The sequence below is a fragment of the Bradyrhizobium sp. 26S5 genome (assembly GCF_036923295.1).
GTDB lineage: Bacteria > Pseudomonadota > Alphaproteobacteria > Rhizobiales > Xanthobacteraceae > Bradyrhizobium > Bradyrhizobium septentrionale.
On record NZ_CP145948.1, the window covers coordinates 1,523,359 to 1,541,729 of the forward strand.

Below are 18,371 nucleotides of genomic sequence, written 5' to 3' on the forward strand. Positions count from 1 at the left end.
TGTCTTTGAAGGGCGTTGCAGTGGAGTTTGAGATGGATCACGACTTATCCCAGCAGGTCCAGGCGCCAGAGGCTCTCGTGAGTGTGGCGTTTGATAAGGCGTGGCGCTTTGTCGAGAGTGATCCGATCCTAGCGCACAATCTGAAGTTCGTCCTTCGTCGCCGATTGCGCGATTTACTGGCGAGCTCGGTAAGGAACGGCGAACGCGATGCACTCCATCTTGCAAACGAGGCGATACGCAATTTGCGCGCCGAGCTTGCGCATGCGACCACGCAATAGGCTTCCTCGCACATCCACTGGCAAGAGAGATCCGGTTCGCCGGGTTTGCCCCGTCATTCAGCCAGAACGAACGCCGACGCCGATGGTGACCGATCTGACCTTCCTCCACTCATATCTTTCGCCGCGCTGAAGGCGCCGCAACGCCGCGCGCGATGTGATCGCACGTGCCCTGCGATCGGGTGATCCTCAACGGCTTGATAAAGCGCGGCCCGCCTGAGAGCACTCGCCAAGCAGCTCATCACGCACCGGCAGGACTTACGCAGCTCGGCTCTCGCGCTGGTTCTTGACGGGGAGCTTACACCCCATATCACGGCGCACCGCGATGCGAAACCGCAGTCCCAAGGAGCACGCTGCACCATAATGCCTCACGTCTTCCAACGTTGACTGATCCGAATTTCCATTGGCGTATTTTGCGTGTGAGCTCCAGCCAGATTCGGCCATTTCGCTGACGGGTGCGCGTGACGTCCTTGCACGCTCCACAATCTGACGCTGCGTGCGGTTCGACGCATTTCTCCCGAAGGATTGTTGTCCTGCAGTTACAGCAATCGGCGTCGATGTTGTTAAGACGCACAGCGCCGGGGGGCACCGAAAGGAACGACACTCGAAATGAAGAGTTTTCTGATTCTGACTGCAAGCATTGTCGCGCTCAGTGCAGCGGCACCGGCGCTTGGCGCAGACTTCGCCGTGCAGCCCGTCAATATAAAGGCGCCGCCGATGCCCATCGCGGCCCCGATCACACACTGGACCGGCTACTATATCGGTATCAATGGCGGCTGGGGGGCTGGCCATAATTGCTGGAACTTCAATGGCGTCACTCCCGAGGGCTGTCATAATTCGACAGGTGGTTCGATCGGCGGCCAGATTGGCTATCGTTGGCAGATCTTCAATATGATTTACGGCATCGAGGGCCAGGGCAATTGGGCCGACTTCAGCGGCTCCAATGTCAGCACCGCCTTCCCGGCCGACACCCTCCGCACCAAGACGGATGCGTTCGGGTTGCTTGCTGGCCAGATTGGCTACGCATTCAATGCCGTGCTGCTCTACGCCAAGGGCGGTGCCGCCGTGACCAGCAACACCTACCACATCGACTCAGTGGCGACTGGTACGGAGATTGCCAAAAGCAGCAATGTGCGTTGGGGTGGCGCGCTGGGCGCCGGTGTCGAAGTCAGTCTTACGCCGAGCTGGTCCGCCGGCGTCGAGTATGACCGTTTGTTCATGCAGGGCACCAATGTGGCCTTCCCAGGTGCCGGCGTGGATCGCGTCCACCAGGACGTCGATCTGATCACAGCGCGGCTCAATTACAAGCTCAGCCCAGTGCTTGGCAAATAATGATCTCTACGCACTAGCGCGGTGAATCGAGAGCCTCGACTTGGGTCGGGGCTCTTTCTTCAGGAGGCGCTCTCTGCAGCGGCCCGGCCGCGGCCGAATTTTCCTGAATCCCGAGCTCGGTCTCTCGACGGACTGCGCGACGTCAGTCAAATGGCGGCTACCATCAAATGGTGTACGTGGCGCCACCAAATTTATGAGCCAGATGCCGGGATGATCACCGGTTTTCGCGGACTGAGCGCAAGCAGCTCCAGACGACGTAGGCCACTGGCGCGGCCACCTTGCCCTAGGCGATCTCATTGAAGTGATGCATCGAGCGACACGTTGTTGTTGGGGGCGTCGGCATCACGACCAATACGATGCGGCGACGTATCAAAGGCGGAGCGTTGGACGAGCCGCTTCTGTACTCGCCCCGCGGGTCTGGGGATCTCATCAGTTCCGCACGCATTACCTTTTCATCCGACATATTGGCAACGTAGCGGATCCGAAGTTGACGCGGCGTCAGATTTCAATGCGCTTTTTCCCGATCGATCGTTGCGCGGCAGTTTCGGTGGCAAGCGCCACATTGAAAGTTGTGAAACAGCCGGCGTTTGCTCTCAGCCGGTATCAAAGGACATTGAGTCGAACGGCCATGATGGCGGCCTGGATCCGACTCGTCGCGCCCAGCTTTCGCATCACATTCTTAATATGAAAGTTCACAGTATTCTCGCTGATTTGCAAGATCATTCCGATTTCCCACGACGATTTACCCTCGGCCACCCACCGTATGCAGCTGGTTTCCCGCCGTGACAGCGCAACTTTCTTGTCGCAGTCAGCATCCGCGCGGCGCGCGATTTCACCATAGGCAGTGTGAAATTGCCAAGCCAGAGCGTTGAGGTGACTGATGCAATGCTGAGGATCAATATTCTCTGATGGAGACGCAAACGAGGCGACAGATACCCGGCCCAGCGGACCAAACAATGGCACGCTCATACCATGCTTCAGACCTGCCTCTCTAGCCTCGTCAAGCACCCGTCTTTCGTCCGGCTGAAGTTGATATTGTTGGCCGAGCTGATCCCATAGATAAGGCCGCGAAAGCAGCGGAGTGCGCCGGACCACCGGATCGATGGTATGGTACTTGCGTTTAAAATAGCGGTCGCACCAGTCTATTGGCCATTTCACGGCTACGGTCGGGGGTGGGTAGTCCGCCAGCCGAAGTGGCTCGACGAAGTTGAGAGATCCATAGGAAACTTCAGTAAAGCCCTCCTGGCTCGCACAGCTTACAAGAAGGTCGAACAGGGCTCTGAGAGAATGTGTCCGGTTTGCGCATTCAGTGAAGCTAAAAAGATCCATAGGCGCCTCAGGACGCCCATCACCATCGGTGTTGGTGTGTTCGATTGCGCTTGTTTCAGGCGGAGCCAAGTTTCGTTCCATGACCTGAACTCTTGGGTTGCTCTTCGTCAAGGCCGGAGCGCTCGGATGCTGCGCCAGATCTGCCATTGCCGAACTTGTCACCCTCCCGTCCGCTGTGGTCGCGTGACGCATCCTTCAAACATTGCGAGGTGCCGCCGCTATTCTTGATCAAAGGTTGAACCGCATGCGGCAACCGCCGCGCCGATGCCCCCTCAATATGTTCTGTCCGGCTCATCCGATGAAGCATGGGCACATTGACGATTGCCCAGCTCGCCCTGAGTTGAGGGGGCAGGCCCGCGGCTAAAACGTCGGCTCTGCTCAGACTGGGCCGTATGAAACCGATGTCCTGCCGAATGAAGCTTCGCCGCGCGATCCAGGTGAGATAGAGCACACCGATCGGTTTGGCGGCGCCAGGATCGAACGTCGCGGTGTTGCCATCGATCTTCTGCGTGCCAGTGACAACGACAGCAACCTTATTCTTTCTCCCAATCCAGCGAATTGGCGCCGTTAGCCCGTGACTGGTCCTCTCCTTTCGACGGCCTCGAACGGGTGATCGATGAGCTTTACGGGGTACTACCCGAGGCAGAAGGTAGCCGCCTAGTATCAGTGCCCCGTGTCGGACCGGGAAGGTCGGGCAGGTCCTGCGCGAAGGGGTTGTGCCCGCAAATGTTGGCCGCGACGGCGGCGCAACTTTACATGCGCGGAGGCGCGAGGCTCGCTTGATGCAGACGACACTTTGCATACAGATCTCCAGAAAGGAGAGGACGTGGCATCTGAACAGCAAGCGTCGGACCAATTGCCGGCCACGCGAAACCATCCGTCTGATCAATGGCTTGAAAGACGGACGACGCGTTCGCGCGCCTTAGGCACATTGAAGCGATCGCGACATCGGGAGGAAACGCGACAATGGCGCAGCACGAATCAATCGAGATCAGTCAGCCCAATTGCAGCTCTCTGCGCTGGAGCGAGCTGCTCGCGCTGCTGCTCACGCATTATACGCTTGAACGGCGTCCATCGCATCCAGCATCCGCGAGGAACACCACCCGCTTGTCTTGAAGGGCGCGAAACTCATGCGCGATTGGCTCGAAGGTCCTCATTGTACCTATGCAGAGCCATCGATCTGCTCGAGTTTGGCGAAATCGATCCTGTCGATAGTTCAAAGTGATCGGGGGCACGGCGACAGCTCGCAATTCGCGCCGCAACATAGAGGGACTCGACAGATCATTCTGCCCGAATTCGGCGAGGGCGAGACGCCGTCGAACCAAGGCGCCCCGACGCACTTTGCCGGGGTTGGAAGTGCGCCGGGTCCGCCCCAACATCATCAGTACATCCGTGATGATGCTTGTGGCAATGAGACAAGCAGCGTGGCGGAATTGAGGCTCGTCGATTGCTTTGACCTCCAGTCCGAATTGTTTTCATGCGCGCTCCCAGAAACTTGTATCGGACGTAGCGTCGGGTTGTGCAATTCTCTATTGGGGTCTTCGTCGCACAAGCAGCTTCTTGTTCATGGCTCGCCAGACGTCGAACGAAACGCATGCTGGGCATCTTGAGGAGAGATGCCGAGCATGGTGAGCATAATCGGCGAGAGGCAACTCGCCTCGCCAAGTTGCACTTCCAGATTCCCGCCGCCGGCTACCGCGTGGACATTGTGGTTAAAAAGATATACGTTCAGCCCTTCTCTCTAGGAGGAGCTCCTATTCGGCACTCCCAAAAGCCCAGATTGGCTTGCCGGCCGGCAACTCGCTCATCGACACATTCAGACTAGGGCTGCACGTTCAAAAACAAGACGCGATGAAAACATCGTGCGGCACCTTTCCGCGCGATGAAGTCTTAGCGGTTCCGACGCTTGTCATCGAATTCCATCACCGCTCAGGAAGAGTATCCCTTGCAGATATCGGGAATGAACTCTTCCGCGCGGAAGCCCGGACTGGCGCTGAACTGACGCTTGGGGCCGGCTTTCCGGATCGACATCACCGGATCGGGTGACTTCGCTTGACCCGCCGCAAAACACCACCAGCATTTGCATGCTGAAGCCGCGGCAGCGGAGCCGCATTCGCACCGGCATCTCCACGAGCCGCTTCGCCACAAGCATTCGCGCTATCCAGATTTGCATTATCGACATCAACACTGTTGCGACTCCGCTCTCCGCAGATAACGGCTGCTTCGCGACGGCTCGGGTCCGAATCGGACGAAGGCGATACATCGCGTCACCTTCGCAGATAGCGGCTGAACCGAAAACGCTGCGTGTTGCCGCTGGGGGTAACATGATCGTGCCGCTTGGAATCGACCAGGTCGAACTCGGGTCCGAGCGCGGAGGCGCGGCAGCGCAATGGGGACGCAGAAAATTAGGCCCACGCCTTCCGGGATCGCAGACCTCGTCAGCTTCTCGAAAGTTTGCCCGATTAGGCTGTTTAGCCCGTCCTTATAGCGCGACAATCAGGATGAGAGCGGCGCGTCAATCAAGATGAGACGAGGCGGCCGAGTCAGGAGATAATTGACGCTGGCCGCCTACTTGGCAAGCGTTGATTGACGCTGCGCGACAATCAAGCGGCGCTGCCAGCGTCAATCACAGTCTTGTCGAGTTCGTTGGGGGTCGTGTGAACAGGTGGCCGGCCTGGACCGCGCTTGCGATCGAGGGCAACTTTTCGACGGTAACTTTCGACGTTCATCTCGAGGATCGTGGCGTGGTGGACCAAACGATCGATGGCAGCCAACGTCATTGCCTGGTCCGGGAAGATACGCCCCCATTCGCCAAATGGCTGATTGGCCGTGATCAGCAGCGAGCGTCGTTCGTAGCGGGCGGCGATCAACTCGAACAGCACACTGGTTTCCGCCTGATCCTTGCTCACATATGTGATGTCGTCGAGGATCAGGAGGTCATAGCGATCGAGTTTGGCGATCGCGGACTCCAGCGCCAGCTCGCGCCGCGCGACCTGCAGCCGTTGCACCAGATCAGTGGTGCGCGCGAAGAGAACGCGCCAACCGTTCTCGACGAGAGCCAGGCCGATCGCCGTGCCGAGATGGGTCTTGCCGCCGCCCGGTGGACCGAACAAGAGCAAATTGGCGCCGGCCTTCAACCAGGCGTCGCCAGCGGCGAGCGCCATCGCCTGTGCCTTTGATAGCATCGGCACGCTTTCGAAGTCGAAGGTGGCGAGCGTCTTGCCGGCGGGCAAACGCGCTTCCACCATGTGTCGCTCGATCCGACGGCGGGTGCGATCGGCCGCCTCGTGCTCGGCAAGGGCGGCGAGGAAGCGGGCGGCAGGCCACCCTTCCTTGTCCGACTGTGCGGCGAGCTTCGGCCAGATCGCCTTGACGCCCGGCAGGCGGAGCTCATTGAGAAGCAGCTCGACACGGGCAGCATCGACGGAGGTAGCGATACCGGTCATGCTGCCTCTCCCAGGTTCGAGCGGCCCGACATGACGCTGACGGAGGCGAGTTCATCGTAGACGTCGAGCGGCGCCAGCTTGACGGCGACACGCGGGATCGAGGCCGCCTCGGGTCGGAAGCGGTCGCGCAGCGCGGCAAGATCGGGTAACTGTCCGGCGTCCAGATCCATCGCGATCACCTCGGCGAGTTCTGCTTCGCAGGCGCGCTCGTGAGCCAGCGCCAGAAGCTCGACCGTCACCTTGCAGGCGCGCCGGTCATCACCATGCTCCCGCAAGGTCTCGAACAGACGTTTGTAAGCTGCACGCGGGAAGAGTTGGTCGCGATAAACGAGATTGAGGAGCGCCATCGGCTTGCGCCGCAGGGCATGGATGACGTGCCGGTAATCCACAACATGACCGCCCTGGCTCTCGGACACAGGCCGACCGCGCCGCAGCGTCACGACCGGCGTGACGCCAAGGAAGCATTCGAGCCGGTCGTCGAAGATGCGCACACGCAGGCGATGGCCGATCAATCTTGAAGGCACGGTGTAGAATACGCGCCGCAGGATGAAGCCGCCTGACGACGTCACCGGGATCACTTTCTCCTCGAAGTCGGTCGTGCGGCCTTTTGGCAGCGGCGCCAAGGCCTCCTTCTCGAGCGCGATCGGCTTGGCGAGGTTGGCGTTGCGCCGGCCGACAATCTCGTCGACAAAAGCCCGGTACGCATCGAGACTGGCGAACTCGCGCGTCCCCCGCAGCAACAGCGCATCTTCCAGTGCCCGCTTGAGATGGCCGTGCGCGCTCTCGATCGAGCCGTTCTCATGTGCGATGCCCGCATTGTTGCGCGTTGGCGCCATGCCATAGTGGCCCATCAGCCCGGCGTAGCGCTGCGTCAGATCCCCCCGTGCGTCGGCGGCCAGATTGCGGAATGCTGCCGACAGGCTGTCGCTGCGATGCTCCCGCGGCACGCCGCCAAGCGCCCACAGCGCGTTCTGCAAGCCCTCCGCCAGGGCGACGAAGCTTTCGCCGCCGAGCACGACATGGACATGCTCGAAGCCGGAGAACGCCAACCGGAAGTGATAGAGCCGGTGATCGAGCGGCTCACCCGCGATGGTAATACCGAGCGCGCTCACGTCGGTGAAGTCGGACAGACCCAGGCGGCCGGGCTCGTGCTGCTGGCGGAAGATCACGTCCTGTTCGGGGCCGTTGAGCGCCCGCCAGGCGTTGATGCGCCGCTCCAGCGTGCGGCGGATGTTCGGGTTCAAGTCATGATGCCGTCGGCGCAGCTCGTCCAGCACGCCGATCACGCGGATGCCGGGCGCAGCCTTCAGGATCGGAACGATCTCGGCGTCCCAATACTGCCCGAGCGGATCGGACCGGCGCCGGCCCCTCGGCGTCTTCTTCTGCGATGGCGGGCGACAATCGCCCTCGATTCGATACGCGCTTGCCTTCGAGAACCCCGCCTTGGCCGCGGCGGCCTCGGGGGACAGTGTCAGTCGGTACGTCATGTACAGCCTCATCTGGTGGTCGGTGATGTGGAGGCCAGGCAAGGCATCGATTCCCTCTTGTCGAGACGAACCAACAGCTTGCACCAGCCGCACCCGGCCGCCAGACGGGTCCAAAAACGCGCGACGCCGATGGGGACGGTCCTCCGGTCGGGCTGCGCCCTCCCTTCGGTCCGTCCCCATCGGCGCAGTCTCACCTTGATTGTCGCTGGAGTCTCACCCTGATCGCCGCCGCGCAGTCCTATTCGTGAGAGTGCTTTTTTATTCCGCTTGATGTGGCGCACATCTGCTCTGACGAGGCGCGCGGGATTGCCTTCGGCTTTTCACCGCCTGACGACCGGTACTTTGCAACGCGCTTGAGGGATGGGTTGGGCGAACGGGGGCGGACGCCCCGCCGGTCAAGGACCGAGCGGCAGCAGCGCGCCTGGCAAGCCGCGGATCAGGTCGGCTTCGGGACATGCCGCGGCAAACGCAAGGCGAATGCGGCTCGTGGTCTCGACGACACGGGCAGCGAGTTTCAAGAGACGAAGACGCAGCGTCGCGAACTCGGCTGTGGCCAATTCCCGGGCTTTGGGAATCGCGACGACATCGCAGGTATCATCGATGTCGAGCGTGACGGATGCCGGCTCGCGCGGGTAGCTATCCATCCATGCGTCGAAGGCGCGGAGCATTCTCCAGCCGCGACAGCGTCGGTTGGGAACACAGATCGCGACCCGTGTCCGGCAGCCGACCGCAGGCCAGCTTGAATGCGGGATCGGACCGCAGATGATCGAGGTCGTCGGCGTCCTCGTAGCCGCAGCAGATCGCGAACATGCGCGCGCGGAACATATCGACAAGGCTGTGCACGACCCGCGTCGGATCGCGCCGATCCGGGAACACGCGGGCCAAATTGTCGGCCAAGCCGAGACGCCGCTCGGCCATCGCCAGAAGCATCACGCCCCCGTTCGAGGTCAGCCGACCGCCATCGAAGGCAGCTGTGACTTTCTTGGCGTGAACGGCTGGAAACGAGAAGGGCAGAATCGTATCATCGGGGTTGGCTTTGCAACCGAATCCTACGCCGCATCAGCGCTTTACACCACGCTCGCCAGCCTCTCAGGCGCCCTCTGACGAATAAGACGGGCTTTAGAGGCCTTGACCGCGAGGGCCGGCCGTCAAGCCGTCGACGCGAGTGATCCTTCCAGCGAAGCCATCACCGAACGCGTACAGAACGTCCGCGACATTTCATCAGAGGCTGGTGCGGCGGGAATGTGTCCATTACGGCCGCGAGCGAGACGGTAAGCGCAAGCTAGGCCGTCAGCCAGCGTGGCTCATTGGCATAAGCGCAGCTCACCTTGCCGCCCGCACACGGATCTTCACTTCGAGGTCACAGACCAGTTGTTGAAATTGAAGTTCTTTCCCCCCGGGGACGAGGTAATCTCGACGCCGTATTGGACGCTACCGACGTTTATGTCGCCAAAGTACCCCTTCGATTTGATCCACTGCAGGATACTCTTGATGTCCACTGTCCCGCTGTTGGTCTTCGAAGTGCGCAGCAATGAGATGACCTTGTGACCGTCGGGGCCTTCACCTTCAAACACGTTCCAAGTCGCTCCGCCTACATTGACATTGATGTAGACCGGAATCGCCGCACCGGAAGGGGCATAATGATATGAAATGGGCTTAACGTTGCCGCTCCCGTCCGAGTTTCCGGTGTAGTTTGTCCAGAGCATTACCTCATGCTGGTTTGAGCTGTCCCAGATATCGTAGGCGACATCCCAGGCGCCGCCAGTAGGAACCTCCTGATTGAAGCTCGAGCTCAGACTGTTGATTGAACTGAGCGGTTTCCCGATACTAAAAGCCTCGTGCGGATAGCTCTTGATGCCCGGCGTATCAGGCTGGTTCGACCATACGCTCCACCGGTTGACGCCACTCACCGAAATCGTCTGAGGCCCAGGGCGCGGACCCCATACGTCGTTGTTCCAAGAGTAGCCATCGCGTGAAAAGCTTCCGTATGGAGCGCTCGAACTCCAAATCGGAGCCTGCGCCGATACAAGCGCGGCAGATGATAATGACCCGGCTTCATTCGCGGCCTGCCTAAATAGATCATGATCCTCCTGTGTCCGGACGTACCCCGGTGGGGACCCTTGCGCGCCGCCACCGCTTATCCGATTGGAATCCATAAAGCTCTCCTTTCGATTATAATAACAAAGTCTCCTGCATATCCGCCCAGCGGGGACCCTAGTTCAGCATAGGCGGCATTGGCATCTAGAGACCAGGTGCGAATGCTAGGAAGGTTGGCTTTCGAGAAGCTGACGAGCTCAAGGAGAAAGGCGGAGCCACGCCCGGGTTTGCCGTCTTTCGGATGACAACAGCCTGCTGAGACAGTGGCAACGATCCACTGGATGACGAGCCTAGTTCGAACATACTTAGAGCGAACGTCCAACAAAGAGTGTGGTGCTCTCGTTCGACTTACGGAAGTTCGCAAATTTATGGGTAGTGCCGTGACTCCTTCTAAAGGTCGGATTCGTCTGGTTCGTTCATGGGGGGACACTTATATCTCATAGCCAGACGGTCTAACCAGCGCTGGCGCGCAGTCAGTTGTTCGTCCGTGGCTGGCGACGGCTTTCGTCCACGCTGCCTCTACCCTGAATGCGAACTGACCGAAAGTACGCGGCAAGGTGAGGCCGTCAGGCGGCCGCGTTCCATGGCATAAGCGCATCGATTTCGCTGCTCGGCCAGCCGTTTGGCGAGCGCACGGTCGAACGGATCTGAGCCGGCATCGCGCACAAGCGCAACAAGGCCATGGATGCCCTTGCGGAAGTCGACTGGATGGCTGGCGAGGAACACCTTCACACCAGAGGGGATCATGCCGAACGGGCCGCGCGGATCACCCGCTGCAAGCACGCTTCGTCGATATCCACGCCCGCACGCACGACTACCTCGCCCTTGGCAATCTCGATCACTGCGCCTTCCCAGACGCCACCACAACCTCGCAACTCGAGTGCCGCGAGCGATAATGCCGCTCGGCCCGAGCGTCAACGCGCCAGGTGTCCGCGACAATCTGCGCCTTCAAATCATCTGGCCACTGTTTCCGGCCGCCGCCGGCGTACACTTCTATGCGCGGTGACAACGGTCGTCTGATGTCGTCCGAATGGTCGTCCATTGTGAGCGCCCTTGCAGAAGATGACTCTTCTAACGGCGCTCACAGGTCTACGCACAAACAATCTGATGGGGCTTCGCAGCCCCGCTTACTGCGTATCTCTTGCCCTAGGTAGTGGACTGCTCTCCTCGCCGGTCAAGATGACATTTCCAAACCCACCGGCTCCATTGTCCAACTTAACAATTACGCTGCCGGTCTCAGAGCTCAGGGAGGTGACCGCTCTGAATAGTTCGTCTGGGTTCGTCGTGACGCGTCCGTTGGGCAACAGAAGGCCAACACACGTCGCCAATTGTCGGAAGTGGCTCTTGCGATTCAATAGATCTGGACCGCGCTGCAGAGCGAAGTCGTCTCCCGGCTGCGCGACACATAGCACATCCGCCAAGCGTGCAAACCTTCACTGAAGTAGCAGGGATAGATTCTCCAAGAGGATTTCTGACGAATATGGAGTTGCTGATTCGCTTTACGAGCGCTTCGGACAGCAGAGTGCAATCGAGGACCGGTGCTTTGCGAGCGCCTCCAGGCACAAGCTGCGACAGGCTCGAGGCGTCGATATTGAGCGCCGCGCCGATGAAGGATAGCAGATCGGCTGGGATAGCTACCGGGGAAACTATGAGGTCTCCCTTCTGAGCAAACCACGCTGAACGGCAAGCCGGGTTGGCGGTGAGCGAAAGTTGAGCTGCTGTCAGATCAGCGCCCGACATTTGAGCCGTACCAGCATTCATGATTAGGATCCGAGGCACCAACGTTCTTCCGGCCGGAGATGGTCAGTTCTTCTTGCGGTCATGGACTTAAAAATCATCTAATCTGCCTCGCGGCGTCTAATGTCACCGGTGCGATCAAACAACTGGATAGAGCCACGCACGTCGCTTATTGATAGGCTCATTATTTTGCAGACGAGGTGCATCTCCGTGTGGTTCGGTCGGCGCATGCGCGTGTCCCGATGCAGTTCAGTGGGAGGTCGGAAACGTCTAACTCGCCGGAGGTCGCCGCACGCGCCGTATCGCCCGCCAGGCGGCGCTTACCGGCTTCGAGGAACTCCTTCGACCAGCCGTAATACATTGAGGCGGCAATGCCCTCACGCCGGCAGAGCTCGGAGATGTTCTCCTCGCCCCGCAGTCCTTCCAGCACGATGCGGATCTTCTCTTCCGCCGAATACTGCCGGCGGGTCTGGCGCCGAATGTCCCTTAGTACCTGTTCTGCCGGCGCTTTGCCCGGTCCGGATTTCTGCTTCATCTTCGCTCCTGGTGGCTACGATGAACCAGAAATCCTCCCTCCGCAAAATCTTTCAATTTGTCTCACACGCCCTGACGGCAAACACTCTGTAGACCAATGAGCAATTGCTCGATCTCGTCGAGTTCAATCCTATCCCCGCTAGGCAGAAAGGGGCGGCCATGCTGCTGGATTCCGTCGGCGCGATCGGTGCATGGCTGGAACGTCGCCGACTGGCCGTGCGGACAGGATCATACCGATTGCGGTACTGGCGGGCGCTGGCCGGGGCAAATTGTTTCTCCTTATGCAGGGCATTGGCGCGCTTAATGTCCCCGTGAGAGAACACGCTTTTTTGCATCGATAAGATGCTCATCGAGTATTGCGTGCAGCGCGCCCCGCAGCTCCGGGGGGATCGAGCTGTCCGTATCAATCAATTCCCTAAACTTGCGAATGATGTGTTCTATCGTTGCGATGGATCCGAGTGCTTCCGTTTTTTGTGCGAACGTCATCGATCATCTCCTTTGGCCGGCAGCGTTAGCACCACGTAGCGGGCTCTGAAACCTCGGCAACGGTGCGCCGCAACAGGCTCTCGCCGACGATGAAGGCCGGCTCTTGCCACCTATTCGATGCCAACTGCGTTGATGCATGGGCAAGCGGCGCAAGCTCGCAAGCCTCGCAGGGGCAGCGCGCATTCGCGCTTGTGAACGTTGGCCTTGGCGGTCACAACTGAACAGGGCCCAACTCAGTTGTCATTCGTTGGAAGCCGCGATCAGGCGCTCCAGTCGGGTGGCTGCGGCGCCGCGATCAAGCGCTTCCTGGCCAAGTGCGACGCCTTCCTGGAGCGTGGAGGCCCGGCCGGCCACGATCAATGCCGCCGCCGCGTTCAAAAGGGCGGCATCGCGATATCGACTTGCTGCGCCACCGAGCACGCTTTGCAGCGCGACGGCATTGCCGTCCACATCGCCGCTCTCCAGCGCCTCGGTGTGGCGGGGGAGCCCAGCATCTTCTGGCGTCACCTCGAAGGTGCGGACTGCACCCGCCTCGAGCGCGGCAACAAAAGTCGGGCCGGCAAGGGTTATCTTATCGAGCCCGTCTGAGCCGTGCACCACCCACACCGATTCGGCGCCAAGGTTCTTCAACACTAGGGCCAGTGGCTGCACCCATTCACGAGAGAACACTCCGACCATCTGCCGCTTAACCCCCACGGGGTTGGACAGAAGTGTGATTAGATTAAAAATCGTGCGAGTCCCAAGTGCAGTTCGGATCTGGCGAATACGCTGCATGGCCGGATACTGGGCCGACGCAAACAGAAAGCCGATGCCGGCTTCCTGTAGACAACGAGCAACGGCTTCAGGCGTGAGATCGGTCTTCACGCCTAGGCGCGCCAAAATGTTCGCGGTGCTCGAGCTTGATGACGCTGCGCGGTCGGTGTGCTTGGCGACAGGAACGCCGGCCCCGGCGACGATAAAGGAGGCGCACGTCTCCACGTTGACTGAGCAAAACGGGGTATCGTTCGTGCTAGCGATACCGATGGGATCGCATGGTGCATCGACCCGTGGCATTCTATTGCGGATCGCGGAGGCCGCGCCGGTGACCTCTTCGACGGTCTCGCCGCGGACCCGCATTCCCAGCAACAAGCCACCGATCTGTGAAGGGCTCGCTTGACCCGACATCATGCTGTCGAAGGCGAACTCACTTTCCTCACATGTCAGAGTGGTGCCGCTGGCAACTTTGCCAATGATCGATCTAAGCGCTTCCATCGAACTTTACACGTTACCTGTCTATCCTCGGGCTCCTCGTTCAATAGGGGACTTTTCGTCGACGAGGCGTGGCGTCAATTGCATTGATATTGTTGTGCGAGCACCCGCTCGCGGCAGACCGTCCTCGATGCTTGCGTATCTGCCGCTTAAATGCGATTCCTTCGTGAGGCTACAACCTGACGCTACGTGAGGGTCAAGCGCTCCAGGCTGAGCTGCCCGATAGAAGTAATCGGCGACCGTGTCCGTCAGTTCTAAGTTATCGACGTCGCTCTCGATCGCCCGTGCCTGTTGTCCCGCCATCGCGTGACGGCCTGCTGGTCACGGTCGGCAATCTCTGAGCCTGAGGCGAAGGAGCAGCCACCTGGTTCGCCATCCCCTCATTTCGGTTCGTTACTCTTCTTGCCAGCGTCACCAGCGGAAATCATGTAGCGACATTTCAGACTGAGCCTCGATTGCTTGGATATGAGACAAGCGATGATGGCGACGCGATCCGGAATATGGCTGCTGCACAGGCGGAACACGTCCTCCATGCAGGCTTCTTTCTCCTTCTACGGTCGGCGCGTGATCGCGCGCGTCTACTCGCTCTGGGATGAGGACGGTCATTGCAAAAGCAAGGGGATGGCAGCCTTCAGGGGCGAAGCCAAACGAAGCCGCTGGTTTTGAATCATGGTGTTCCTTCGCGTCGGTTGGTTTGCGGCATGTTCTTCAGGCCTTCCGACCGAAGACATGCCGGATTGTTAGGTGGGCGCCTGCGAGACCGTTTTTTTCTCTTGCGAAACCATCCGGGCCGGGAGTCGGTATTTTCGCGGCGACTTGTCAGCATCTGTCGTTGCCGGCGCCGAGCTGCACTGACCGAACAATTTGATCACGGTTAAGCTTTCGGTGATCGTGCGGTGGCCGCGGTCATGCCCCGATCTCGTGAGGCATTGGGAGGCTTTTGCATGAGTCTAAAGTGCGGCCGCAGCCTAATGACGAGTCAACCGACGGAGGAGGCCATCGTCGTCCCGACGCAGGGATCGAACAGGACTTGTGACCGCGGGCCAGGAAAGGCGGCGAGGAGCGCCCAAGGCAGGGCTGCTCAATCCATTGACAAATGATGCACTCGACTGCGCAGGCAAAGCTGTCATCGCGCGTGTCCCTGTCACGCGCGGCGCGGTCCCGCAACGTGCGTGCCACTTCATTTGACGCAAGAGCGGGGGCGGGGGCAATCGAGTTGGCGTCAGTACCGGGCGTCCGTTCCCCTGCGCATGCCATGATCGAAAGGGGCCGTCCATGTCTCGAAGAGCGCAATTGTTTCTGCCTCTCATTGGACCAGCCACCAATAAAGTGCAGACAAGTGTGCTTTGAATCTCGCGGGTTGAGCTTGGGGTGTTTGAAGCATTCTCAGTTCTGGGGATTTGGCGGGAAACGCCTGGATTGTTCGAAACAGTCTTCACTCGTCTAGGATCGTGCAATCTGACGCTACGTGCGATTCAAGCCCTATCGTCTGAATACGTCTTGGGATCTACAGGGTCCGTCAGCAGGACGAGTATGCTCCGGCGAAACCTCGCGCTGAGTGTTTGTAACCGCGGCGTCTCTATGACCACGCTCAGGGCAAGTGTGAGTTTGCGCGCACCGTTGGTGTCTACTCGCTGATAACCCAGGGCCACAAGCGTCACTGCTACGTAATTGTACGGAGCGCCACTGTCACATTTGTTTGATCTGCAAATTGCATGTTCATCGCTATGAATCCGAAGAGTAAACTCTACGATCCCGACCTTTGGCGCGGCCGTGCGGAAGCAACGCGAGAGAAAGCGGAAGCGCTGGCGTACGGCAAAGCCAGAGATAGGCTTCTCAAGATAGCCGAGGAATACGACAAGCTCGCTCGGCGCGCCCTAGAGTGGCAGACGCACAAGTGAAATGGACCCGCGGGGCGGGGCCGCTTGAGCCGGTTTGTTAGTTGGAAACTGACCGCTCCTGATTACTTCCTATCACGCTGCCAGAGACACTGTCTGCTGCTGTTGCTGTGGGCATGTGGTCAACGCGTCAGCGTTGTCCACCATTCCACAGCCTTCGCGGCCTGCATCCGTTCGCGCCAGACCGCCATCGGCGTGCGATAGCTGAGCGCCTGACGAAGGCGACGATCGTTATAGAAGGCGATCCAGCTCGCGATCCCTGCCTTGGCCTCGCGGCCGTCGGCATAGCCCTTGAGATAGATGTCCTCATGCTTGAGCGACCGCCACAGCCGCTCGATGAAGACGTTGTCCGCGGCCATCCATGGAGATCTTGATCCCTGCGCCCGCCAACGCGCCGGTGAAGGCCGCGCTGGTGAACTGGCTGCCTTGGTCGGTATTGAAAATCTCCGGCCTGCCGTACTTCGCCAGCGCCTCTTCCAGAGCCGCCACGCAGAACGAGACGTCGATCGTGTTCGATAATCGCCACGCCAGAACCGCACGGCTCGCCCAGTCGATGATGGCGACGAGATAAAGAAAGCCACGGCCGATGGGCAGATACGTGATGTCGGCGGCCCACACCTGGTTCGGCCGGTCGATCGTCATGTTGCGCAACAGATAAGGATAGATCTTGTGGCCCGGCGCCGGCTTCGTCGTGTTCGGCTTCGGTCCCAGCGCCGCGATGCCCATCTTGCGCATCAACCGCTGCACGCGCTTGCGATTGACCTGAAGCCCCTCAGCCTTCAGCATTGCGGTCATTCGCCGCGAGCCCAGGAACGGCCAGGCGATGAACAGCTCGTCGATCCGCCGCATCAGGGCAAGGTCGTTGTCGTTGGCCGGCCGGGGCGGCCGGTAGACCCCGGAGCGCGCGATGCCAAGCAACAGGCATTGCCAACGGATCGACAGCGCCTTGTCGGCGCGATCGAGCATTCCTCGACGGTCCGGCGTGCTCATCTTCCGGACCTCCGCGCTAAAAAATCGCGCTCGGCCGTCAGTTGTCCAATCTTGGCGTGCAGCTTCTCGATCTCGCGTTCGCGCGTTTCCTCGCTCTCGCGCCCGACACCCGCATCAAAGGCCCGCGCCGCCTGGTCCAGCAGTTGCTTCTTCCAGGCATAGATCTGGTTCGGGTGAACCTCATAGCGCTGGGCCAGATCGGCCACCGTCGCCTGCTCCCGCACGGCTTCCAGCGCAATCTTTGCCTTCAGTGCCGCGTCGATCTTGCGTCTCGTCTTCGTCGTCATCATGCCCTCCGTCTATCAAACGGAGCGGGCCTTTTCCAACTAACCTCTGGTCCCAAAATCGGGGTCCATTTCACAAGAACGAGCGGGGCACTTGGTCCGGCCAAGAGTCGTAGCGTCTCGCGTGTCGATGGAACCTCCATCGGCAGATCGCCACGAATGCCAACGGTGAGCAACAATCTGGCTCGGTACTCGGGTGGGCGATTCATTGCAGAGGCTGCCGTGCCGAGAATCTCCAGACGGTCCTCTCTCGCACAAATCGTTCCAATCGAATCCCAGTCAGCATGCCGCCTCAGCGCAGCGAGCCGCTTTAACGACCTACAAGGGATTGTATAGGCGCAGGCGTACTCTTTTCGTCAGCTTCTCGAAAGCTAATCCGCCTACTATCGAGCCGGCGCGCCGATCTTAGTCCCGTTCTTGCGCGAGAAACGTAAAGCACTTGTCGGGCGTAGTGCCGAATACCGGATGGGAAAATAGCTGCCGTCAGGTCAGGTCAAGTCAAGCTTGCAGGCATATAAGTCCGATAATCCGCGATATCCAACACTTCTTCACCTGCCTGTCTGACCTCGGAGGTTTTCATATCTAGCCACTCAACAATTGCAAGACCGCGGCCGCGGTATACGACGGCATCCCTCCTATACCAGCACCCATCCACTGAGATCTCCTCCGGCTCGTCGTTTCGCTCATAAGGACGCTGCGATGATCCAACATATACTGGCCCAAAGCAGCGCATGAAGGAGAAGCCCGGCCAGCGGCGACAGGTTCCATCTCCTCTGCGTCTGCCAAGAGCGGCGGTCAGCAGCGTAATGCTTCACCATGGACTGCTTTGGTGCGCGCCAGTGCGTCATTCCTCGCATGCTCCACTGGTCCAGGGAAAAAGGTTAGCGTCCGGACGCCTCGTGTTATCCATCAGTTGGTCTTCCAAAGCTCGGAGTGTCAGAATTCGGCTTGTTGCACGTGAGGTATGCGGCCTGTCGACTTGGTCGCGTATTATCGATCAGGGAGATGCCGTGCAAGTCCGAAACGTGCTTTGGCAATGCATAAGTCAAAACCAAACACCAAACAACGAGTCCATTGCAAATTGATGTCGGGATAGCGTGTCCTTCCTGTTTCGACACTACAGCAATCAGTATGCCCGTAATCGAGAAGTGCCTGCACCGCTCGACAAGGGTTAGATGCGTGCCTCTAGAGTGCGGCGCTGTGGACCAATCGACGATTGTCGGAGCCG

At 59.6% G+C, this 18,371-nt stretch carries 11 protein-coding genes and 3 pseudogenes; 2 read left to right on the top strand and 12 right to left on the bottom strand.

Translation table 11 applies throughout. The features are described 5' to 3' along the window. The first annotated feature begins 32 nt into the window (after window positions 1-32). On the top strand, window positions 33-278 hold the full coding sequence (locus V5279_RS07205) for a hypothetical protein (protein WP_338696114.1): 246 nt from the start codon (window positions 33-35) through the stop codon (window positions 276-278). 606 nt (window positions 279-884) lie between these two features. After that, window positions 885-1,607 carry an outer membrane protein gene (locus V5279_RS07210; protein WP_338696116.1) on the top strand — a complete coding sequence of 241 codons (723 nt, stop codon included), beginning with the start codon at window positions 885-887 and terminating at the stop codon, window positions 1,605-1,607. Between the two features lie 603 nt (window positions 1,608-2,210). Here the strand turns inward: V5279_RS07210 and V5279_RS07215 are convergent. The 12 genes and pseudogenes from V5279_RS07215 to V5279_RS07265 form a co-directional block, all read right to left on the bottom strand. Further along, window positions 2,211-2,936, bottom strand: coding sequence for a LuxR family transcriptional regulator (locus V5279_RS07215; RefSeq protein ID WP_338701028.1), 726 nt, complete (start codon window positions 2,934-2,936; stop codon window positions 2,211-2,213). A gap of 2,603 nt (window positions 2,937-5,539) precedes the next feature. Continuing rightward, the gene (gene istB, locus V5279_RS07220) at window positions 5,540-6,382 is read right to left on the bottom strand and encodes an IS21-like element helper ATPase IstB (protein ID WP_176535476.1); all 843 of its coding nucleotides are present in this window, start codon (window positions 6,380-6,382) and stop codon (window positions 5,540-5,542) included. Next, window positions 6,379-7,911: an IS21 family transposase gene (gene istA / locus V5279_RS07225; protein WP_422389058.1), complete on the bottom strand. Its 1,533-nt coding sequence runs from the start codon at window positions 7,909-7,911 to the stop codon at window positions 6,379-6,381. Before istA ends, istB begins: the two co-directional genes overlap by 4 nt. 353 nt (window positions 7,912-8,264) lie before the next feature. Further along, window positions 8,265-8,426 (bottom strand): transposase, encoded by a 162-nt coding sequence (locus V5279_RS46995; RefSeq protein ID WP_063618987.1) that lies wholly within the window; start codon window positions 8,424-8,426, stop codon window positions 8,265-8,267. A 21-nt stretch (window positions 8,427-8,447) separates the two neighbouring features. Then, a pseudogene (locus V5279_RS07230) lies at window positions 8,448-8,886 on the bottom strand (transposase); the annotation flags it as partial. A 332-nt stretch (window positions 8,887-9,218) separates the two neighbouring features. After that, window positions 9,219-10,025 (bottom strand): glycosyl hydrolase, encoded by an 807-nt coding sequence (locus V5279_RS07235; RefSeq protein WP_338696119.1) that lies wholly within the window; start codon window positions 10,023-10,025, stop codon window positions 9,219-9,221. Between the two features lie 460 nt (window positions 10,026-10,485). Next, on the bottom strand, window positions 10,486-10,698 hold the full coding sequence (gene tnpB / locus V5279_RS07240; RefSeq protein ID WP_338696121.1) for an IS66 family insertion sequence element accessory protein TnpB: 213 nt from the start codon (window positions 10,696-10,698) through the stop codon (window positions 10,486-10,488). Window positions 10,699-11,202: 504 nt separating this feature from the next. Further along, a complete protein-coding gene (locus tag V5279_RS07245; protein ID WP_338696123.1) occupies window positions 11,203-11,727 on the bottom strand; it encodes a hypothetical protein in 525 nt (174 codons plus the stop codon). A 247-nt stretch (window positions 11,728-11,974) separates the two neighbouring features. Continuing rightward, a pseudogene (locus V5279_RS07250) lies at window positions 11,975-12,238 on the bottom strand (transposase); the annotation flags it as partial. Between the two features lie 299 nt (window positions 12,239-12,537). Further along, window positions 12,538-12,723 (bottom strand): hypothetical protein, encoded by a 186-nt coding sequence (locus V5279_RS07255; RefSeq protein WP_173640776.1) that lies wholly within the window; start codon window positions 12,721-12,723, stop codon window positions 12,538-12,540. A gap of 240 nt (window positions 12,724-12,963) precedes the next feature. Continuing rightward, entirely contained in the window at window positions 12,964-13,974 is a 1,011-nt protein-coding gene (gene trpD / locus V5279_RS07260) for an anthranilate phosphoribosyltransferase (protein WP_166072521.1), read from the bottom strand. A 2,017-nt stretch (window positions 13,975-15,991) separates the two neighbouring features. Next, window positions 15,992-17,146 (bottom strand): annotated as a pseudogene (locus V5279_RS07265) (IS3 family transposase). Window positions 17,147-18,371 lie beyond the last annotated feature (1,225 nt).